Source organism: Streptomyces sp. NPDC048419, from assembly GCF_043200415.1.
Lineage (GTDB): Bacteria > Actinomycetota > Actinomycetes > Streptomycetales > Streptomycetaceae > Streptomyces.
The window spans coordinates 556,275-576,489 of sequence record NZ_JBICXT010000001.1; the positions used below are offsets into that span (position 1 = coordinate 556,275).

Sequence of the window (20,215 nt, forward strand, 5' to 3'; positions counted from 1 at the left end):
GGGTACGTAGCTTTGCATGACACCTGAGCGACCCGACCCCATGGCGCCCACGGCCACCTACCGGCTGCAGCTGCAGCCCGAGTTCCCGTTCGCGGCGGCCGCGGCCGCCGTGCCGTACCTGGCCTCGCTCGGCGTCTCGCACCTGCATCTGTCGCCCGTGCTGGAGGCCGTGCCCGGTTCCCTGCACGGCTACGACGTGGTCGACCCCGCGCGCGTGCGCGAGGAGCTGGGGGGCGAGGAGGGGCTGCGCGCGCTGTCCCGCACGGCGCGGGAGCACGGTCTCGGCCTGGTGGCCGACATCGTGCCCAACCACATGGCCATGTCACCGCGGCACAACCACGCCCTGTGGGAGGTGCTGCGGGAGGGCCCCAAGTCGCCGTACGCGCGCTGGTTCGACATCGACTGGGAGGCGCAGGGCGGCCAGATGCTGCTGCCGGTGCTCGGGCAGCCCGTCGGCTCGGTCATCGGCGAGCTGCACGTGGACGGCGACGTGCTGCGCTACTACGACCACGCCTTCCCGCTGCGCGAGGGCACCGGGGAGCTGCCGCTGCCGCAGCTCCTGGACGCGCAGTGGTACCGGCCGGTGTGGTGGCGGCTGGCCCGCACCGAGCTCAACTACCGGCGCTTCTTCAGCATCTCGGAGCTCATCGGGGTGCGGGTCGAGGACCCGGAGGTCTTCGAGGCCACGCACGCGAAGATCCTCGGGCTGCTGCGCGAGGGCGTGGTCGACGGGCTGCGCATCGACCACCCGGACGGGCTCGCCGACCCCGACACGTATCTGCGGCGCCTGCACGAGGCGACCGGAGGCCGCTGGACGGTCGTGGAGAAGATCCTCGCGGACGGGGAGTGCCTGCCGGCCTCCTGGCCCGTCGCGGGCACCACCGGCTACGACGCCCTGCGGCACATCGACGGCCTCTTCACGGACCCGGCGGGGTTCGGCGAACTCCTCGGCCAGTACCGGCGGTTCGCGGCCCCGCAGACGGACCGGGGCGGCGACTGGGCCGCGACGGTGCGGCGGGCGGCGTACAAGGTGATCACGCACGAGCTGGCCACCGAGATCAACCGGCTGACCGGGGTGGCGAGCAGGCTGTGCGCCACCGCCCCGGACCCGGCGCTGCGCGACCGCGCCCCCTGGGCGCTGCGCACGGCGCTCCAGGAGCTGCTGGTCCGCCTGGAGGTCTACCGGCCGTACGCCTCCGGGGAAGCGGCCTCGGTGGTCACCGAGGAGGCCGCCGCCGAGGCCCGGCTCGCCTTCGTCGTACCGGAGGAGGCCGGCGCGGTCGACGTGGTGCGCGATCTGGTGCTGGGGCGGGGCGGTGGCGGCTCCGGGCCCGACGAGGACGAGTTCCGGACACGGTTCGCGCAGACGGCGTCGGCGCTGCGCGCCAAGTCCGTGGAGGACACGGCGTTCTACCGCTATGTGCCGCTGCTGTCGGCGAACGAGGTGGGCGGCGACCCGGGGAGCCCGGCGATCTCCCCGGAGGACTTCCACGGCTACTGCGCGCGCGTGCAGCGCGACTGGCCGGCGACGGGGACCGTCGTCTCGACGCACGACACCAAGCGCAGTGCCGACGTACGGGCGGCCCTGGCGGTGCTCACCGAGTGCCCGCAGCGCTGGGCGGACGTCCTGGCCGAGGTGACCCGGGCGGGTGACGGCGTGCCGGACGCGCAGCTGGCGTGGGCGGCCTGGCAGACGGTGTTCGGGCTCGGGGAGGCGGCCGAAGAGCGTGTGCAGCAGGCCCTGTTGAAGCATGTGCGCGAGGCCGGGCTGCTGACGAGCTGGACGGAGCAGGAGCCCGCGTACGAGGAGGCGGTGGCCACCTTCGTCGCGGCGGGGCCGTGCGGGCCTCCGGGCGAGCACGTCAGGGCCCTGCGGCGCGCGCTGGAGCCCCACATCCGGGCGAACGTGCTGGGCACCGCCCTGGTCCATCTGACGATGCCGGGCGTACCGGACGTCTACCAAGGCACCGAGGGCGAGTCCCTGGCGCTGGTGGACCCGGACAACCGGCGGCCCGTGGACTTCCCGCCCGAGGCCCCCGGCGACAAGGACGCGGTGACCGCGGCGGCGCTGCGGCTGCGCGCGCGGCGGCCCGGCGCCTTCGGGGACGCGGCCACGTACGCGCCGCTCACGGCGGAGGGCCCGGCGGCGGCCCACTGTGTGGCGTTCGCGCGCTCCTCGGAGGTCGTCACGGCCGTGACGCGGCTGTCGCTGCGGCTGGCGGAGGCGGGCGGCTGGCGGGACACCCTGCTGCCGCTGCCACCGGGACGCTGGTCCGACGCGCTCGCCCCGGGGCGGGAGTTCACCGGGCACGCACGCGTGGCGGAGCTTTTCGAGCGGCTGCCGGTGGTGCTGCTGGAACGGGTGGACACGGAGTAGTCCGCGCGGCGCCGGTCGGCGGCACGCGCGTGAAGGCGGCCAGAGGCGCACCGCGAGGCCGGCGCGCGCCGCGGGACCGCGCCGGCCACCGGCTCACGGCCGCGCACGCTCCCGGGGCTCGGAACGGACGGCCGGCGCGTCGTGACGTGCGACGACGCCCGCTGCGCGCCCAGGCTTTCCGGTGACCGTCATGGTTCCGCCATGGTGCTCGGAGGCAGCTGAGGGGTGGAACGACGCGTACTCGGGCCGATGCGCCGCAGGGCCCCGTTCCCCGCCTGCGGTGAATGCATCTGGGCGCCCCCTGGAGCCTCCCCTTGATGTCATTGACACTTCGGGGAGAGCGTGGCGTACTGCGGATTGCGAAGGCCGGGCGGATGTGACGGGGGTGAGTCTCCTGCCTCAGCGGCGCTATCCCACCGTGACCCAACTCGTCGCGTGCGCACGGTCGTTGGCCACTCGGAGACCCGGACTGTGCACCCTGAGGGAAGTGGGCGTCTCCCGGGCGGGCAGGCCCCTGCACCTGCTGTCCGTGGGCCATGCCCGGCGGGCCGTCCTCGTCGTCGCCGGCGCCCACGCCAATGAGCCGACCGGCGCCTGCACGGTCCTCTCGCTCGCCGAACGGGTGCTGGCGGAGCGGGAGTTGCGCCATGACACGTCCTGGCACTTCCTGCTCTGCGTGGACCCCGACGGAGCGAGCCTGCACGTCACGCCGGCGCCGCGAAGCCTCTACGACTACCACCTAGGGTTCTTCCGGCCCGCCGCCGAGGAACAGCCCGAGTGGTCGCCGTCGGTGCTGCCGGCACACCGTCTGCCGCCCGAGACGCGCGCGCTGACCCGGGTCATCGACGAGCTGCGCCCCTACCTCCAGGTCACCCTGCACGGAACCGATCTGGGCGGCAGCTGGGTGCAGTTGACCAAGGACATACCGGGTCTCGCCGAGCCGTTCGCCAAGTCCGCGGCGCAGCTGCACATCCCGGTGGAGACGGGCGCCTCGGACGCGGCGGGCTGGGCCGCGTCCGGACCCGGGGTGCATGTGATGCCCGCCCCCGGGGCGAGCGCCGCGTACCCGAGCATGCCGGACGACGCGCGCCACAGCACCTGGTACGCAACGCACCGCTACGGCGGTCTGACGGCGGTGGTCGAGGTGCCGATGTGGGCGAGCGACCTGGTGGACGACCCGGCTCCGCACCCCGCGCCGGCCGCGGCGATACGGCGGGTGGCCCGCCGGCTGCTGCGCGACGCCTTCGAGGTGGACCGGGTGCTCGCGGAGGCGCTGCCCCGGCTGGAGGGCGTCGACGGGCCGCTGCTGCGGGCCGCCCGGTGGGTACTGGACCTGGTTCCGGGCCTGGCCGCGGACTGGACCCACACGCCGCCCGCCGACGGCACGATGGCGTACGTCAGCAGTGTGGACGCGTTCGGCCGCCGCCTGCCGCTGCGCGCGGCGGCCATGCTGCTACGGGTCCTGCGGGAGAGCGGCGACCGTGCGGCACCGGGTCTGGAGCGGCTCGTGGCGACCTGGAGCGGGGCCTTCGCGGAGCGCTTCCGGGCGCGCTGGGTGCCGCTGGAGCACCAGGTGGAGCATCAGTCCCGCACGGTGGTCACGGCGGCGCGGTACGCGCGCGACCGTGCGGCGTGAGCACGCCGGACGGGTTCGCGCGCGCCGCCCGCCGCGGCGCGGGCGTCAGTTGTCGAGGGCGAAGACCGACCCGGTGCGCGCGCTCATGAAGCACGCGCTGGAGAAGGTCTGGGTGTAGTCGACCTTCCGGTTGCTCCACTCCCCGCGCGCGTGGACGGTCACCGGCGCGTAGATCATGGGGCAGTAGGAGTCCCTCGCCGGGATGCGGGTGATGTCGCCGTCGGCCGCCGTCAGTTCGCTACACGCCTCGGCCGCCCGTGCGTGGCCCTCGGGCGGGTCGCACAGCAGCAGGGTGTCGTGGTGGCCGGTGGTACGGGCGTCACCCTTGGCGACGGTGAGGTAGAGCCAGTTGTCCGGCGGGAAGTGGTGGGAGGCCGCCTGCGCCGGGGCCGCGCCCGTGAGGAGGAGCGCGGCCGCGAGCAGTCCGCCTCGTACCGCTTTCGCCGTGGTGCTGATCGCTTCTGTGGTACTGGTCGTCATTCCCGATGCATCGGCACGGTCGCCTGGGAACCCCAGCCCGGCTCACCCGAACGGGAGCACGCGGGCGCGTACTGCCCGGCGAGTTCGAACGCGGCGAGCACCACGCGTGACTGGTACTCCACCTGGCGCGCGACCGGGATCCAGCGCGCGCCGATGGCATCGCGGTAGTCGGCGCACCACTCGTCGATGAGCCGGTCCAGGTCCGGCAGCACACCGGCGGGGTCGCGGCCGGCGGCCGTCACGAGCTGGTGCAGCAGACCCGCCGTGCGCAGGGCCAGGCGGCGCCCCGCGATGCGCAGGGCCGCCAGGTGGCCGCTGCTGAGCGGCGGCAGCGGGCGCGCGCCGGCGGCGACGTCGGGGTCCCATGCGTCGGCGAGGCCGGGGCAGACCAGTAAATAGTCGTCCACCGGGGCGAGCAGGGCGGCCGCGTCCGGCGTCCGCGCGAGGTGTGGCCGCAGCCGGGCCAGGAGCACCTCCAGGAGCCGTGTGTCGCGCCGCAGCGCGTGGCTGACGGTGCGCAGCACCGCGGCCGCGTCGGCGGGCGGGGAGCCGTCCTCCACGGCCGCCACGCCCCACATGGGCGCCTCGACGACGGCGGTCACCGTGCCGTGCCGGTACGGGTGGAACCAGGTCGACTCGACGGCCGCCTCGGTGATGGCCGCGGCCAGGTCGCCGATGCGCGGCGGCGGGATGCGGTAGACGGCGGGGCCCAGGCTCGGCCAGTACAGGGTGTCGTAGGGGCCGAGTTCGCGCGGGATGCCGAGGCGGGTGGCGGCGCGGGCGACGCGCCCCGGGAGGCCCGGCAGGTCGTGGGTCAGCTCGACGAAGCCGCCGCCGACGTCGACGCCGTGCAGGGAGCACTGGAGGAAGGGCCGCAGTTCGTCCTGAAGTTCGAGCAGCGTGCGGGTCTCTGGAAGCGTGGCACCCGCCGCGCCGTCGGGCAGCCACTCGGGCTGTTCGAGGAAGCCGGGCCGGAAGAAGTTCCGGAAGTACCGGCCGAGGCTGTACGGGCCCTGCAGCCAGCCCTCGTTGCGGCGCAGGCCGTCGGGGTCGAGGGAGAGCAGCAGGTTCCAGGTGGCGTCGGAGCCCTCGGTGAACCGCGGGTCGGCGAGGGCGCGTTCGGCCAGCCGGAGCACGGTGCCGCCACCCACGGGTTCGTTGGCGTGCGGCCCGGCGACGACGAGGGCCTGACGGCTGCCGTGACCGACGGAAAGCAGCCACATCGGGTTGCCCGCGCGGGAGGTGCCGACGCGCCGCAGAGATGCGTCCGCGGGACGGCGGGCCACGAGTGCTGCCGCCCGCGCGCCGAGCTCGTCGACGGTCGGGTAGCGGAGGAGGGGCGGCAGGGCACACCTCCACAATGTGGTGCCGACGTTTCACCTGATGTACATGGCGTACGCACAGTCAGTCACGACTTCAGGGGTACGTCAACACCGCGGAACGGAAACCGCTTTGCTCCATCGCAGCACGTCAACGCGATGTCATGCTCAGGCCAAAGCTCTTCGCGAACCGATCGCGCTCAGTCGCACGTTCAGTCGCAGGCGAGCCGGAACGACATCCGTCCGAAGCCGACCTGATCACCCTCGCGCACGACTGCGGCACCGATGACCCTTCGCCCGTTCACCGTCGTGCCGTTGGTCGAGCCGAGGTCGCGCAGCACCCACATGCCGCCCTGGCGGCGGAGTTCGGCGTGCACGCGGGACACGGTTTCATGCGTGAGGCGCAGCCCGTTGGCCGGATCGCGTCCGATGCGCAGCGGGTGGCTGTTGCCCGGGTGCGGCAGCAGCAGCTTGGGCAGGCGCTCGGCCTGCCACGCCCTGCGCAGCCGTACCGTGAAGCCGGAGACCGCCTCCACGGTGCCGAACACCAGACGCGAGAGACGGTTCTCCTGGGGGAGGTCGGCGGTGAGGACGGCGAGTTCGTCGGAGCGGCGGGCGGCGAGCGCCAGTTCCATGCGGTGGATGAACGTGTCGTGCGACAGCCGTCCCATGGCGACGCCGTCACGCAGCACCTTCAGCGCCTTGTCGCGCTCCGCGTCGGACAACCGCGCGGGGTACGTGTGGAACTCGAAGGACGACGTCACGTTCGTGATTGTCGGTCAGTGAACTCCGGGTGTCCAGAAAACGAGAAAAGGCCGGGCACGCGTGCGTACGCGGCGACACCCGCCGCAAAACGGCGGATGCGAAAGCGGATTGATCTCGTTTGGAGCACCATGGACGGGCTACATCACGGTGAGCAGACGAAGGGGAACCGTCCGTGCAGTTCGAGGTGTGGGCACCACAGGCCGAGCGCGTGACGCTCCAGTGCGACGACGCCACGCGCGCGTTGGAGCGCGATCCCGGACGGGAGGGGTGGTGGCGGGCGGAGGCCGGGGCGCGGGACGGCTCGCGGTACGGGTACGCGCTGGACGACGGTCCCGTGCTGCCCGACCCGCGTTCGCGCCGGCAGCCCGACGGCCCCGACGGCCTGAGCGCCGTCGTCGACCACCAGCAGCATGCCTGGCGCACCGAATGGGCGGGACGCCCGCTGCCCGGTGCGGTCCTGTACGAGCTCCATGTGGGCACGTACACCCATGAGGGCACCCTGGACGCGGCCGCCGGGCGGCTCGGCCACCTCGTCGAACTGGGCGTCACCCACGTCGAGTTGATGCCGCTGTGCCCTTTCCCGGGGCGGCACGGCTGGGGCTACGAGGGCGTCTCGCTGTGGGCGGTGCACGAGCCCTACGGCGGCCCCGAGGCGCTGAAACGGTTCGTCGACCGGGCGCACGAACTCGGCCTGGGCGTGGTCCTGGACGTCGTGCACAACCACCTCGGACCCTCGGGCAACCACCTGCCGGCGTTCGGGCCGTACTTCACGGACACCCACCACACGCCGTGGGGTTCCGCCGTGAACCTCGACGCGCCGGGCTCGGACGAGGTGCGGGACTATCTGCGCGAGAGCGCCCTGTCGTGGCTGCGCGACTACCGGATCGACGGGCTGCGCCTGGACGCCGTGCACGCGCTGGCGGACACGCGCGCGTGCCACTTCCTGGAGGAGCTGTCGACGGCCGTGGACGCCCTCGCCGCCGAACTGGACCGCCCGCTGTTCCTGATCGCCGAGTCCGACCTGAACGACCCACGGCTGATCACCGCGCGCGAGGCGGGCGGCCTCGGTCTGCACGCGCAGTGGAACGACGACTTCCACCACGCCCTGCACACCGCGCTGACCGGCGAGTCCCAGGGCTACTACGGCGACTTCGCACGCGCCCCCGTGGCAGCGCTCGCCAAGACGCTCACCGGCGGCTACTTCCACGACGGCACGTACTCGAGCTTCCGCGGCCGGCGCCACGGGCGCCCTTTGGACCGTACGCGCGTGGCCGCACACCGGGTCCTCGGCTACAGCCAGACGCACGACCAGGTCGGCAACCGCGCCCTGGGGGACCGTCTGTCGGCCTCCCTCTCCCCGGGTCTGCTGGCCTGCGCGGCCACGCTGGTGCTGACCGCCCCCTTCACGCCGATGCTGTTCATGGGCGAGGAGTGGGCGGCCGGCACGCCCTGGCAGTTCTTCACCGACCACACCGATCCGGAGCTCGCCGAGGCCGTACGGCGGGGCAGGCGGCGGGAGTTCGCGTCCCACGGCTGGGCGGAGGAGGACGTACCGGATCCGCAGGACCCGGCGACCCGCGACCGCTCCTGCCTCGACTGGGCGGAGCCCGCCGAAAAGACGCACGCGCGCGTGCTGGACTGGTACCGCGCCCTGATCGCGCTCCGGCGCGAGCAGGCCGACCTCACCGATCCCGACCTGGCCGACATCAAGGTGGCGTACGACGAGCGGCAGCGCTGGCTCGCCTTCCGCCGCGGGGACGTCCGCGTGGCCGTGAACCTCGCCAAGGAGCCGGCCGAGATCCCCCTGGGCCCGCGCCACGCGCGCGTGCTCGCCGCGTGGGAGCCCGTCGAGGCGCCGGGCCCGGACGGGGTGCTGCACCTGCCAGGGGAGTCGGCCGTGGTCCTGCTGCAGGGCTGAGCCGAGTCAGCCGTCCGGCTCGCCGTCCCGCAGCTCCGTCACCCGCTCCAGGAGGATCGCCTCCCAGGCGCGGCGGAGCCGGAGCCTGAGCAGCGGCAGGGCGGCCGCTTCGCGGGCCTGGAGGGCTGCGGCGAGGCGGATGACGGCGTCGCAGCGGGCCAGCCAGAGGCCGCGCAGGCAGGGGCGGGCGCCGTACCCGGCGAGGGTCGCGGCGCGGACGGCGGCCGGTGAGCCGACGGCGCCGGCCAGCCCGGCGATGTCCTCGGCGGGGTCGCCGACGGCCGCGTCGGACCAGTCCAGGACGCCGCGCACCCGGCCGTCGGGGCTGACCACGAGGTGCTCGCCCTTGAGGTCGTGGTGGACGAGCACCGCGGTGCCGGGCTGGGCGGCCAGTTGCACGGCGGCCGCGCCGGTGAGCTGGTGCAGGCGTACGGGGTCGAACTCGTCGGCCGCGGCGAGCCGTTCGGCGGCGCGCTCGGCTGCCCGGCGCAGGGCCTCCAGGGAGCGCGGGGCGACGCGCGGGACGCCGAGCGTCTCGGCCTGCCGGACGGGCACCTCGCGCAGCCCGGTGAGCAGCCCCGCGAGGTCGGCCTCGCCGACGGCGGACACGTCGTGCTCCTCGCCCGAGCCGCCGGGCACCTTCGTGTCCAGCGTGTACGTCAGCCCGGCCGCCCACTCCCCGTGCGCCACGCTGGTGGGCACGGCGACCGGCAGGTGCGGGCGCAGCAGGTCGCGCAGACGCAGCTCGCGGCGCTGGCGGACGGCGGCCTCGCGGTCGGGGGTGAGGCGCAGCACATGCCGGGAACCGACCCACCAGGTGCCGTGCCCGGGGCCCTCGGCGACGGGCCGCACCTCGGGTCCGGCGCCGGCCGCACCGTCCTTGAGCAGGGAACTGACCAGCCGGCGGACGGTGTCCGCGGTGGGTGTCGGTGCCTGGGTCATGGTCCGCGCCGTCGTCGCTCGGGGGTCTGCTGGGGGCTCCTGCTGGTCGCTCAGTCCACTATGACCATCTCGCGGGTCGTGTCGTTCAGCCGCCGCCCGCCGTCCTCGGTGACGGTGACGATGTCCTCGATGCGCACACCGAACCGGCCGGGCAGATAGATGCCGGGTTCCACGGAGAAGCACATTCCGGGCACCAGGGGCTGCCGTTCGCCCTCGATCATGTACGGCGGCTCGTGCGTGGTGACGCCGATGCCGTGGCCGGTGCGGTGGATGAAGTACTCGCCGTACCCGGCGCCGGCGATCACCTCGCGGGCGGCCCGGTCGACGTCCTGGCAGGCGGCGCCCGGCCGCACCGCCGAAAAGCCCGCCTCCTGGGCCTCGCGGACCAGGTCGTGCACCCGGCGCTCCTCGTCGGTGGGCTCGCCGACGTGGACCGTGCGGGAGGTGTCGGAGCCGTAGCCGTCCTTGAGGCCGCCGAAGTCCAGGACGACCATGTCGCCGTCCTCGATGACGCGGTCGCCGACCTCGTGGTGCGGATCGGCGCCGTTCGGGCCCGAGGCGACGATGGTGAAGTCGACCTGCGAGTGGCCGAACTGGCGCAGCAGATCGGCCAGGTCCGCGCCGACCGCGGACTCCTCGCGGCCGGCGAAGGGGACTTTCCGGATTTCCTCGAAGGCCGCGTCCGCCGCCGCGCCCGCGGCCGCCATCAGTTCCAGCTCCGCCGCGTCCTTGACGGCGCGCAGCATCGGCAGGGCCTCGGTGAGGGAGTCGTAGGTGGTGCCGGGCAGCGTCCGCTGCAGACCCAGCAGGTGCAGCGCCCAGGCGTTGTCGCTGACGCCGAAGCGGCCGGTGCCGGACAGGAGCGCGGCGGTCGCGGCGTACGGGTCCTTGCCGTCGGTCCAGTCGCGCAGGTTCAGGGCGGGCGCGCCGGGGGCCTGCGCGGCGTCCGGGGCCTCCAGCGTGGGGACGACCAGGACGGGGGCCCGGCCCTGGGCGAGGACCAGCAGGGTGAGCCGTTCGGTGACCGCGGTGGGCGCGTAGCCGGTCAGCCACACCAGGTCGGGTCCCGGCGCCACCAGGAGCCCGTCGAGACCGGCGTCCGCGGCGGCCCGCGCGGCGCGGTCCATACGGGCCCGGTAGTCGTCGGCGGTGAAGGGCGCGCGCGTGCTGCCGGTCATCCGGGCCTCCCTGGGCGGTTGCAAGGACCACATAGGACTACGGGCAGCATCCTGCCCGGACAGCGGGGGCCGCGCGACCGGTCTGCGGGGCTTTCGTGCACCGTGCCGTCCATGGCGTCAGCTCTCCAGGGCCAGGCGGACGCCGAGGAGGAGCAGCACGCCGCCGGAGATCTGCTCCAGGCGCCGGCGCACCCCGGCACGGGACAGGACGGTCCGCATCCGGCCGACGAACCACACGTACAGGCCGTAGTAGCCGACCTCGTAGACCGCCCAGAGCGCGGCGAGCCCGGCCGTGGCGGGCAGGTGCGGGGCGCCCGCGGGCACGAACTGCGGCAGGAAGGACATGGCGAAGATCGCCGCCTTGGGGTTGGCGAGGTTCATCAGCAGCCCGGCGCGGTAGGCCGCCCAGCCGCTCTTCCCGGCGCCCTCCCAGGCGTCATCCCCGGGCGCCTCCTTCGCCCCCTTCGCTCCCTTCGCCCGCCGCGACTGCCGCAGCGCCTGGACTCCGAAGCCGACGAGGACGACCGCGCCGACGACGCGCAGCACGTCGTAGGCCACCTCGGAGGCCGCGAGCAGCCCGGTCAGGCCGAAGGCGGCCACGACGCCCCAGACGAAGATGCCCGTCTCGTTGCCGAGCACGGTCAGGAAGCCGTCGCGTCTGCTGCGCAGCGACTGCTTGATGATCAGCACCGTGCTGGGGCCCGGCGAGGCGGCGATGAGGGTGCAGGCGCCGAGGAAGGCGAGGAGCGTGCTCAGCATGAGGGCCATCGTGGCCGGTGCCGCGGGACAGGGCCAGTGTTTTTCCGGTGGTCACATGACGAATCCGGGTACCGCCGTCAGCTGCTGGTAGGTGCCGCTCCGGTGCCGGATCGTCAGGACGACCTCGGAGCCGGGGCGGGCGTGCGCGACGGCGCGGGCGAGGTCCGCGGCCGATGCGACCCGGGTCCCGCCGAACGCGAGGAGCACGTCGCCGCGGACCAGTCCCGCCGTGTAGCCCGGGCCGGGGACGTGGACGCCCACGATCAGAGCCCCCTTCCGGTAGGCGTCGACCGCCTCCAGGCCGAGGGTCGCGGTGGCGGGTGCCGGGGGCGCGGACGAGGTGGTGGGGGTGGGTGTGGCCGGAGGTGCGGACGGGGGGTGGGGGACGGCGGGCGGCCGTTGCGGCGCCCGGCGTTGCAGGTCGGCGAGCTTGCTCATCCCTATGACCGTGGCGCCGACCGTCCCGATGCCGACCCCCGAGAGCACCAGGGCCCCGGCCACGAGCAGCCCGAACAAAAGGGTCCTGAGCCGTCGGGCCCGCTTCCGGGCGGCGTGCGGGTGCCGTACGGGCGCACCGGGCCGGGTGCCGCGACCGGGGTCCTGGCCGGGCATCGGCTTGGGCCGCAACGCAGTCTGTTCCATGGATCGCCTCCTGCTGAAGCTCTACCCGGGAGTCCCGGCGCGCGACGAGCCACGAACGAGTGAGACTGACCGGCGAGCAACGCCGGCGGACGCGACCTGGACACCAGTTCGACGCGAGGGACGCGCGCGCCCGCACCCGACGTCCCGGAGCGGGCGCGGGCGCGGGCCGATGCCGCGTTCTCACCGCTGTACCCGGTGATCCCGTCAGAGGACGGGCACGGCGGGCGGCCGCTCCGGGAGGAAGCCGTGGGCGCGCCGTGCCAGGAAGCCGGCCTGGTAACGGTCCACCTTCCGATGCCAGTTGAGGATGCCCGACAGCCAGTTCTGCAGGTCCCCCACATAGCCGTGCATCGCCTCGCGTGCCTCTGCCGAGAGGCCGAAGTCGTCGTAGACGACCGGGAGTTCGTGTGCGGCGACATGCTCGAACTGCTGCATGCGCCGGGTCATCAGGTCATGGACGACCGAGAGGGCCGTCGGGTAGTCGATACCGAAGAAGTTCTGCACGACGAGGATCGCGTTGTGGATCTCGCCCTCGTACTCGATCTCCTTCTGGTACGAGAAGACGTCGTTGAGCAGGCAGGCGTAGTCGATGGCGGCGTTCTCCAGCGAGCGGACGGGGCCGCTGCGGTAGACCTCGGGCGGGACGGCGGGACCCCGGCCCCGCCGGCACAGGCTCAGGGTGAGGTCGGAGCCGAAGGTGGCACGGCGCATCTCCAGGTAGTCGACCGGGTCGGGGATGCGGTTCTGCATCTGGTTGGACAGCTCCCAGACCCAGCTCTCGGTCATCACGTTCACCGAGTCCTTGAGGGAGCGCCGGTCCTCGGCGGACATCCCCGCGCTCGTCCGCGCCCACAGGTCGGCGAGGCCCCGCTCCATGCCGTTGAGCGGCGTGACGGGCACCTCGCCGTCCAGGGGCATGCACTCCGACAGGCGGCGCGTGGTCAGCCGGGCGGCGGCCAGGTCGCGGCGGTGGCCGTACACGAGCGGGTAGTAGTCGTCGGCGTACGTCCCCCAGGCGAGCCACCCGGCGCTGAGGTCGAGGGCCTCCGGTGTCGCGTCCGGGTCGATGCCCGCGGAGCACAACGGCAGGTCGTAGGCGGCGAGTTTGTCCTCGTCCCAGACGCCCTCCTGGAGCATGCCCATGGCGTGCATCCAGGCGGTGAGGCGGGGCCGGGCGGCCTCCAGGTGCGGGCTCACCTCGACCTGGAAGGGCATGTGGAAGTCGGGCAGCAGGGACGGGCCGACCTTCTGGTACGGCATGTGCGTGTAGGCGCGCAGGCGCTCGGCGCCGGCCGCCGCGAGCAGGGCATTGACGTCGGCCGCGAAACCGCCCGCACCGGCCGGTCCGTGCCACGGATTCCCGGACTGCGCGCGGGCGTTCATGTAGCGGCTGGAGCGCATGTGCCATTCATGGCCGCCGGACTGCCAGTCCTGCAGGCCCTGCGTGTACTTGGCGACGGCCGCCACCTCGGGCGGGGTGAGGCCCAGATCCAGTGCCAGTACGGGCACTTCGGTCAGGGCGGTGTGCTCGAACTGGTGGAGGCGCGAGGTGAGGATGTCGTTGACGGTGTCGGCGGCCTGCTGGGTGGTGCAGCCGAAGAAGGTCTCCAGGACGAGCACGCCGTTGCTGTTCTCGCCCTCGTCCTCGACCTCACGCTGGTAGGAGAACAGGTCGTTGCGCAGGTGGACGGCGTCGGCGAACGTCTCCATCAGCACCGTCAGGGGCCGCGAGCGGGCCGCGGCGGCGGGCACCTCGGCCGTCGCGTACTCCACGAGCCCCGCCGACCAGGGGGCGCCGCCCACCTTTCGGCGCATCTCGATGTACTCGACGGGGTTGGCGATGCGCCCCTCGTTGATGTTGGACAGCTCCCACAGGGATTCGTTGAGGAGGTGCTCGGTGGCGACGGCGAAGCGGTGGCGCCAGTCGGCGGACATGGCGGGCACGGTGCGCGTCCACAGATCGGCGAGGCCCGCCTCGACCGGGTTCTGCGGCTCGGGCATCGGGGTGCCGAGGTCCATCGGCATGAACAGCGGGAGCCGGTCCAGATAGGCCTTGCCGCCCGCACGGTCCTGGGTCCGTTTGAAGATCTCCAGGAAGTGGTCGTCGAAGAAGAAGACCCACACGTACCAGTCGGTGATCAACGACAGGGCCGGGCCGTCGCACTCGGGATGGGTGTAGGCGCAGAGCAGTCCGTAGTCGTGCGCCTCGAGGTCGGACTGCTCCCAGATCCCGGACCCCTCCAGCATGCCCATCTCGCGTGCCCACCCGGTCGAATGGGCGCGCGCCTGGTCGACATGCGGGTTCAGCCGCGCGGGATACGGCATGTAGAAGTGCGGGAGTTCGAAGGGCTGGTGCGTCATGGCCGGGCCCTACCCGGGGCTCTGTGGCGCCATCCCCCGGCCCGGACATGATCACACCATCGCGTGAATCGGCGGGGAAACCGGGAAAAGCGCACACCGGCGGTGGCACTCTGCCGCCGGCCTCAGCTCCCCCGCACCGCCCGCCCCACCTCCGTCCGCAGCGCCACGAACTCCGGCAGCCCCCGGGTGCCGATCTGCTCGCGTTTTCCCGGGAGTTCGACCGGCAGGTCGAGGACGACGCGGGAGGCGGGCCCCGGGGACAGGACGACGACGCGGTCGCCGACGTAGACGCTCTCGTCGATGTCGTGGGTGACGAAGACGATGGTCGCGCCGTCGGTGCGGTGGACCTCCAGGAGGAGGTCCTCCAGGTCCTCGCGGGTCTGGGCGTCCAGGGAGCCGAAGGGTTCGTCCATGAGGAGCAGAGCGGGGCGGCAGACCAGGGCGCGGGCGATGGCGACGCGTTGCTGCATGCCGCCGGAGAGCTGCCAGGGGTGGCGGCGGCCGGCTCCGTCGAGACCGACGCGTTCCAGGATGCGCTCGGCCCGCGCGCGGCGCTCGGCGCGGGGCAGGCCGCGGCGGCGCAGCGGGAGGGCGACGTTGTCGCGGACGGTGAGCCAGGGGTAGAGGGAGCGGCCGTAGTCCTGGAAGACGACGGCCAGTTGGTCGGGTACGCCGGTGACCGGGGCCCCGTCGAAGGTGACGGAGCCCTCGTACGCGGGCTGCAGACCCGCGACGGTGCGCAGCAGCGTGGACTTGCCGCAGCCCGACGGGCCCACGACGCACAGGAGTTGGCCTTCGGGGACGGTGAGGGTGATGTCGTGCAGGACGGACTGGTCGCCATAGCGCTGGCCGAGGCCGTCGAGACGGAGCTTCACGCCGTGCTCCTTCCCCGGCCGACGAGCCGTCTCTCCACCGCCAGCAGCACGGTGTTCAGCACATGTCCGAGGACACCGAGCAGGAGCAGCGCCGCCCAGACGGTGAGCAGGTCGGAGCGGGACTGGGCGTCGGTGAGAGTGAAGCCGATGCCGTCGGCGGTGCCGGGCAGCAGCTCGGAGAAGACCATGAGGATGAGGGAGAGCGACAGGCTCAGGCGCAGGCCCGCGAAGATGCGCGGCAGCGCGGAGGGCAGGAGCAGGAACCGCAGCCGTTCCACGGGGTTCAGGCGCAGCACGGCGGCCACGTCGAGCCGGAGTGGATCGGTGTTGCGCGCCCCCTCCGCCGTGTTGATCAGGACCGGCCAGACGGCGCTGAAGGCGATCGACGCGATCTGCATCGGCGTCCCGAGGGCGAGGACGACGACGAAGACGGGCACCAGCGCGGGCGGCGGCACGGCCCGCGCGAACTGCAGCACCGGATTGCAGAGCGCGTACGCCCACCGCGACCGCCCGACCGCGAGGCCCAGCGCGATCCCGGTGACGGCGGCGATCCCGAACCCGGCCGCCATCCGCCCGAGGCTGGGCAGGATGTCGGCCACGGCGGCGTCCGTCAGGAACACCCGGCCGGCGGGGCCCGAGAACCACAACTCGTGGGCGCGGCCCGCTATTCGGCCCGGTGGGGGAAAGTACACGCTGCCGTGCGCCTGTGCGGCCACCTGCCAGAGGGCCACCACCACGGCGAGCACCACGACACGCAGCAGGACATGGCCGCCGGCGCGCCCGAAGGCCACCGGTCCTCGCGCGGCGCTCCGCACCTTGGTACCGGCCGCCTTCACGACCGCCCTCCGCGTGCGTCCGCCCGCCGCTCGGGCGTCCAGGGGAACAGCCGGCGCTCGCCCCACACCAGGACGCCGTTGATGACGAGGCCGAGGGCGCCCGCCCAGACCACGCCGGCCAGGACGTCCCGGGTGCCGTCGGTGGCCGATCCCGCCTGGGCGATGAAGATGCCGAGGCCCTCGCCGAAGCCGGAGAGGAGTTCGGTGGCGACGGCGAGGATCAGCGCGACGGCCGCCGAGATGCGGATGCCGGCGGCGATGAACGGTGCCGTGCCCGGCAGTTCGACCCGCAGCAGCACCGAGAGCCGGCCGAAGCCGAAGGCGCGCAGGGTGTCCTTGGCGAGCGGGTCGGTCTCGCCGAGGCCGTAGACGGTGTTGAACAGGACGGGCCAGACGCACGCGTACGTGATCAGCGCGACCTCGGTCCGGGTGCCGGTGCCCAGGAGCAGGGAGACCAGCGGGATCAGCGCGACCGAGGGCAGCGGCCGCAGGAACTCCACGATCACGCGTACGGCGGAGTCGACGAGCGGCACGCTGCCCAGCAGCAGCCCGAGCGGGACCGCGATCGCGACGGAGAGGCCGAGGCCCAGCGCCCAGGCCTTCAAGGTGGCGCCGACCCCGTCCAGGAAGGCGCTGTCGGTCCCCAACTCCACTGCGCGGGCGAGGACTTCGGAGGCGGGCGGCAGATAGCTGCGGCGCACGACGCCCGAGCGCCCGACGGCCTCGCAGGCGCCGAACGCGAGCAGTACGCCGAGAAGCCCCAGCAGCAGTTCCTGACGTCGCCTCAGCCGCCTCACCTGACCTTCAGCCGCTTCACTTGACCAGCAGCGTGGCCGGGTCGAGATCTTTCTTCAACAGCCCCTGTTTCCGCATGAGTTCGGTCAGCCGGCGCAGCTGCGCCGGGTCGGTGGCGGCCGGATACACCGGCAGCTGGATCCTCTCCGCCTGATCGGCGGTCACCTTGGTGTACTTGGGCAGTTCCTCGCGTACGGCGTCCGGGTCCCGCGTCGCGATCTTCGACGCGGCCTCGATGGCGCGGTGGAAGGCCGCCGCCTCCTCGGCGTGCCCGGCGGCGAACTTCCGCGTGGTGACGTATCCGCTGATGGGCAGCGACTGGACGGGCGCCGAGCCGCCGTCCAACAGCACCTTCGCCTTCAAGTCGCCCTGGATCGCGCTGTCGAAGGGCTCCACCGCGTGCACGGCGTCGACCTGGTCGCGTTCCAGGGCAGGCCCCATCTGCGGGAAGGCGATCTGCCGGTAGACGGGCCGGCCGACGCCCTTGGCGTCGAGGATCGCGTTCAGGGTCAGCGACTGGATGTTGTTGAGGATGTTGACGGCGACCTTCTTGCCCGCCAGGTCGGCGACGCTCTTGACGGCGGAGTCCTTCGGCACCAGGACGTCCATCATGTGCGGTGCGACCCGTACGCCCTCGGCGAGGATGCGGACGTCGAGGGTGCCCTTCTCGTCGGCCTGGAGGAAGGTCACGTAGTTCGCGCTCGCGATCACGTCGACCTGACCGTTGGCCAGGGCGGGCAGTGCCTGGATGCTCTGCTGGACCGGCTGGATCGTGACGTCCAGCCCTTCCTTCTTGAACAGCCCGCGGTCCCGGGCGATGTAGAGCGCCGCCGAGTCGGTCAGCGGCAGTGCGGCCACTCTCAGCTTGGTGTTTCCGGCACCTGTGGACGTGGAGCCGTCCTTGTCGTCGCCACAGGCGGCGAGGAGCAGGGTCAGGGCGGCCAGGACGGCCGCCGGTTTTCCGATGCCCGGCCGTAATCGACGTAACGCCATGCGGGCATGACTACCAAAGATTTGTCATGATCACTACAGAGCGATCGGTACAACCGTCAATCTTTGGAGAAAAACGAAAGGGCTTCCTCGGCCGTCCAGGCGAGCGCGTCCGGCAGTGCGTCGGCCGCGACCGGCAGCCACAGCGAGCAGGAGGAGAGCCCGGCGTCGGCCAGGGCGGCCAGCTCCTCCCGTACGCTCTCGGCGCTCGCGTCCGCCCCTCCCAGCGGGCGCCCGGGCAGCCGCACGGCCGGTGCGAAACCCGGCGGCACGAGGAAGAGGCCCGCCGTCAGCCCCAGGGTCCGCGGGTCGCGTCCGGCCTGCTCGCCGAGGGGGACGAGCCGCTCGCGCACCGCCCTGAGCCCGGCGGCGTCGATCCCGGAGCCGTGCCAGGCGTCCGCGAACCGCAGCGCCCTGCGCAGTGCCGCGTCGCTCTCCCCGCCGACCCAAACGGTCGGCCCGCCCTCGGTGCGCGGCAGCACCCCCAGCCGCGCCGACCCTTCCCCGCGCCACAACTCCCGTACGGCGGCGAGCAGTTCGTCCGCACGCCGGCCCCTGCCCGGGAAGGGCACACCGACGGCCGCGTACTCCTGCGTGTCCCAGCCGGTGCCGACGCCGAGCGTGAAGCGGCCGCCGGAGAGGCGGTCGAGGGTGGCGGTCTGGTGGGCGAGGACGACCGGGTTGTACAGCGGCAGCACGAGCACGCTGGTCACCAGCCCGATGCGCCCCGTCGCGCCGGCCACGGCGGACAGCGTGACCAGCGGGTCGGGGGTCACCCCCAGCTCGCCCGCGACCGCGTGGCCGCTCGCGAAGACATGGTCGAAGCCCAGTTCCTCGGCCCTGCGCGCGGTCGTCAGGATCCCGTCGATCTCGGTCTCCCGCGCGGGCCACAGACGATGGGGTGCCACTCCGATACGCAACATGTCGTTCCGTCCCCCTGGACCTGTCGTACGGATCAGCTCGGCGTCGCGAGCCCTGGCCCGGCGACGCTCACACTAGGCCCAACACCGCCACCGCCACACGCATGCCCGCCGCGCGCTCCCTTGCCGCGCGCCCGTCCGCCGCGCCACCGTGGGCGCATGAATGTGCGCGAGGCCCCGCCGGTCCCGGACGTCTTCGACCCGCGGCAGTACGCCGCCGGGGTGCCCCATGCCGCCTACCGCGTCCTGCGCGACCACCACCCCGTGGCCTGGCAGGAGGAGTACGAGGTGCTCGGGTGGCCGGCCGGCCCCGGCTTCTGGGCGGTGACCCGGCACGCGGACGTCGTCCGGGTCCTCAAGGACGCGGCGACGTACTCCTCGTATCTCGGCGCCACCCAGATCCGCGACCCCGAACCTGCCGACCTGCCCTTCATCCGGCGCATGATGCTCAATCAGGACCCGCCGGACCACGGCAGGTTGAGACGGCTGGTCAGCCGGGCCTTCACCCCGGGCCGTATCGAGCGCTTCACGGCCGTCGCCCAGGAGCGGGCGCGGACGCTGCTCGCGCGGGCACTGCGGGACGCCCGCGCGAAGGACGGGACCGTCGACCTCGTCGGCGCCGTGACCGACGACTACGCCCTGCTCAACCTCGCCGACCTGCTCGGCGTCCCGGACGGCGACCGCGGGCTGCTGCTGCACTGGACGCAACGGGTCATCGGCTACCAGGACCCGGACGAGGCCGGCGCACCGGTGCTCGACGCGGCGGGCAAGCCGGTCAACCCACGCTCCCCCGCCATGCTCCGGGACATGTTCGACTACGCCCAGCAGCTCGCCGCCCACAAACGCCGGCATCCCGCCGACGACGTACTGACGACTCTCGCGCACGAGCCCGAACTCGCCGACGCCGAACTGGAGATGTTCTTCTTCCTGCTCACCGTCGCGGGCAACGACACCGTCCGCAGCGCGGGTCCCGGCGGACTGCTCACCCTGGCCGAGCACCCGGAGGCGTACGAGGCGCTCCGCGCGGGCAAGATGGAACTCCCCCCGGCAGTCGACGAGTTGCTTCGCCGGCACCCACCCGTGCTCACGTTCCGCCGCACCGCCCGCCAGGACACCGAGCTGGCCGGCCGGCGCATCCGGGCCGGTGACAAGGTGGTCGTCTTCCACGCCTCCGCCAACCGCGACGAACGGGCCTTCGCCGCACCGGAGAGCCTCGACCTCTCGCGCAGCCCGAACCCGCACGTCTCCTTCGGGGACGGCCCGCATGTGTGCCTGGGCGCGCACTTCGCCCGCCTGCAACTGCGGGTGCTCTACGAGGAGGCGCTGCGCGCACTGCCGGTGCTGCGCACGGCGGGCCCGGCGAGACGGCTGACGTCGAACTTCATCAACGGCATCAAGTCCCTTCCTGTACAGGCCACTTGA

17 protein-coding genes are annotated in these 20,215 nt (G+C 73.1%); 4 read left to right on the top strand and 13 right to left on the bottom strand.

Features of this window, described 5'->3' with window-relative positions; all coding sequences use genetic code 11:
* Positions 1-16: 16 nt before the first annotated feature.
* On the top strand, positions 17-2,377 hold the full coding sequence (gene treY, locus ACGFYN_RS02410; protein WP_393863840.1) for a malto-oligosyltrehalose synthase: 2,361 nt from the start codon (positions 17-19) through the stop codon (positions 2,375-2,377).
* A gap of 385 nt (positions 2,378-2,762) precedes the next feature.
* Positions 2,763-4,013, top strand: a complete 1,251-nt coding sequence (locus ACGFYN_RS02415) for a M14 family zinc carboxypeptidase (RefSeq protein WP_393863841.1) — start codon at positions 2,763-2,765, stop codon at positions 4,011-4,013.
* A 45-nt stretch (positions 4,014-4,058) separates the two neighbouring features.
* Here ACGFYN_RS02415 and ACGFYN_RS02420 read toward each other — a convergent pair whose 3' ends face one another.
* The 3 genes from ACGFYN_RS02420 to ACGFYN_RS02430 all read right to left on the bottom strand — a co-directional run bounded on the left by ACGFYN_RS02420 (position 4,059) and on the right by ACGFYN_RS02430 (position 6,576).
* Positions 4,059-4,493 carry an SSI family serine proteinase inhibitor gene (locus ACGFYN_RS02420; protein ID WP_393863842.1) on the bottom strand — a complete coding sequence of 145 codons (435 nt, stop codon included), beginning with the start codon at positions 4,491-4,493 and terminating at the stop codon, positions 4,059-4,061.
* The gene (locus tag ACGFYN_RS02425) at positions 4,490-5,854 is read right to left on the bottom strand and encodes a M14 family zinc carboxypeptidase (RefSeq protein ID WP_393863843.1); all 1,365 of its coding nucleotides are present in this window, start codon (positions 5,852-5,854) and stop codon (positions 4,490-4,492) included. Before ACGFYN_RS02425 ends, ACGFYN_RS02420 begins: the two co-directional genes overlap by 4 nt.
* Before the next feature lie 170 nt (positions 5,855-6,024).
* Positions 6,025-6,576, bottom strand: coding sequence for an FHA domain-containing protein (locus ACGFYN_RS02430; RefSeq protein WP_393863844.1), 552 nt, complete (start codon positions 6,574-6,576; stop codon positions 6,025-6,027).
* 173 nt (positions 6,577-6,749) lie between these two features.
* Here ACGFYN_RS02430 and treZ point away from each other — a divergent pair, with 173 nt between their 5' ends.
* Positions 6,750-8,495, top strand: a complete 1,746-nt coding sequence (gene treZ, locus ACGFYN_RS02435; RefSeq protein WP_393863845.1) for a malto-oligosyltrehalose trehalohydrolase — start codon at positions 6,750-6,752, stop codon at positions 8,493-8,495.
* 6 nt (positions 8,496-8,501) lie between these two features.
* Here the strand turns inward: treZ and ACGFYN_RS02440 are convergent, their stop codons facing one another.
* The 10 genes from ACGFYN_RS02440 to ACGFYN_RS02485 form a co-directional block, all read right to left on the bottom strand.
* Complete coding sequence (locus ACGFYN_RS02440; protein WP_393863846.1) at positions 8,502-9,437, bottom strand: aminoglycoside phosphotransferase family protein; 936 nt, start codon at positions 9,435-9,437, stop codon at positions 8,502-8,504.
* A gap of 50 nt (positions 9,438-9,487) precedes the next feature.
* Positions 9,488-10,615, bottom strand: a complete 1,128-nt coding sequence (locus ACGFYN_RS02445; RefSeq protein WP_393863847.1) for an aminopeptidase P family protein — start codon at positions 10,613-10,615, stop codon at positions 9,488-9,490.
* Between the two features lie 117 nt (positions 10,616-10,732).
* Positions 10,733-11,374, bottom strand: coding sequence for a LysE family translocator (locus tag ACGFYN_RS02450; RefSeq protein WP_393863848.1), 642 nt, complete (start codon positions 11,372-11,374; stop codon positions 10,733-10,735).
* 51 nt (positions 11,375-11,425) lie between these two features.
* On the bottom strand, positions 11,426-12,016 hold the full coding sequence (locus ACGFYN_RS02455) for a PDZ domain-containing protein (protein WP_393863849.1): 591 nt from the start codon (positions 12,014-12,016) through the stop codon (positions 11,426-11,428).
* 204 nt (positions 12,017-12,220) lie between these two features.
* On the bottom strand, positions 12,221-14,377 hold the full coding sequence (gene cyc2 / locus ACGFYN_RS02460) for a germacradienol/geosmin synthase Cyc2 (RefSeq protein WP_393863850.1): 2,157 nt from the start codon (positions 14,375-14,377) through the stop codon (positions 12,221-12,223).
* Positions 14,378-14,499: 122 nt separating this feature from the next.
* Positions 14,500-15,252 carry an ABC transporter ATP-binding protein gene (locus tag ACGFYN_RS02465; protein ID WP_393863851.1) on the bottom strand — a complete coding sequence of 251 codons (753 nt, stop codon included), beginning with the start codon at positions 15,250-15,252 and terminating at the stop codon, positions 14,500-14,502.
* On the bottom strand, positions 15,249-16,088 hold the full coding sequence (locus ACGFYN_RS02470) for an ABC transporter permease (RefSeq protein ID WP_393863852.1): 840 nt from the start codon (positions 16,086-16,088) through the stop codon (positions 15,249-15,251). Before ACGFYN_RS02470 ends, ACGFYN_RS02465 begins: the two co-directional genes overlap by 4 nt.
* The gene (locus tag ACGFYN_RS02475; protein ID WP_393863853.1) at positions 16,085-16,885 is read right to left on the bottom strand and encodes an ABC transporter permease; all 801 of its coding nucleotides are present in this window, start codon (positions 16,883-16,885) and stop codon (positions 16,085-16,087) included. Before ACGFYN_RS02475 ends, ACGFYN_RS02470 begins: the two co-directional genes overlap by 4 nt.
* A 16-nt stretch (positions 16,886-16,901) precedes the next feature.
* Positions 16,902-17,876, bottom strand: coding sequence for an ABC transporter substrate-binding protein (locus tag ACGFYN_RS02480; protein WP_393863854.1), 975 nt, complete (start codon positions 17,874-17,876; stop codon positions 16,902-16,904).
* A 56-nt stretch (positions 17,877-17,932) separates the two neighbouring features.
* Entirely contained in the window at positions 17,933-18,781 is an 849-nt protein-coding gene (locus tag ACGFYN_RS02485) for a TIGR03619 family F420-dependent LLM class oxidoreductase (protein WP_393863855.1), read from the bottom strand.
* Positions 18,782-18,952: 171 nt separating this feature from the next.
* Between ACGFYN_RS02485 and ACGFYN_RS02490 the strand changes: the two genes are divergently transcribed.
* A complete protein-coding gene (locus ACGFYN_RS02490; protein ID WP_393863856.1) occupies positions 18,953-20,215 on the top strand; it encodes a cytochrome P450 in 1,263 nt (420 codons plus the stop codon).

What these genes read in the sequence shown, in the direction of transcription:
- treY (WP_393863840.1), top strand. Translation starts at nt 17, where the DNA reads ATGACACCTGAGCGACCCGACCCCATGGCGCCCACGGCCACCTACCGG.
- ACGFYN_RS02440 (WP_393863846.1), bottom strand. Translation starts at nt 9,437, where the DNA reads ATGACCCAGGCACCGACACCCACCGCGGACACCGTCCGCCGGCTGGTC.
- ACGFYN_RS02455 (WP_393863849.1), bottom strand. Translation starts at nt 12,016, where the DNA reads ATGGAACAGACTGCGTTGCGGCCCAAGCCGATGCCCGGCCAGGACCCC.
- ACGFYN_RS02450 (WP_393863848.1), bottom strand. Translation starts at nt 11,374, where the DNA reads ATGCTGAGCACGCTCCTCGCCTTCCTCGGCGCCTGCACCCTCATCGCC.
- ACGFYN_RS02420 (WP_393863842.1), bottom strand. Translation starts at nt 4,493, where the DNA reads ATGACGACCAGTACCACAGAAGCGATCAGCACCACGGCGAAAGCGGTA.
- ACGFYN_RS02445 (WP_393863847.1), bottom strand. Translation starts at nt 10,615, where the DNA reads ATGACCGGCAGCACGCGCGCGCCCTTCACCGCCGACGACTACCGGGCC.
- ACGFYN_RS02490 (WP_393863856.1), top strand. Translation starts at nt 18,953, where the DNA reads ATGAATGTGCGCGAGGCCCCGCCGGTCCCGGACGTCTTCGACCCGCGG.
- ACGFYN_RS02480 (WP_393863854.1), bottom strand. Translation starts at nt 17,876, where the DNA reads ATGGCGTTACGTCGATTACGGCCGGGCATCGGAAAACCGGCGGCCGTC.
- cyc2 (WP_393863850.1), bottom strand. Translation starts at nt 14,377, where the DNA reads ATGACGCACCAGCCCTTCGAACTCCCGCACTTCTACATGCCGTATCCC.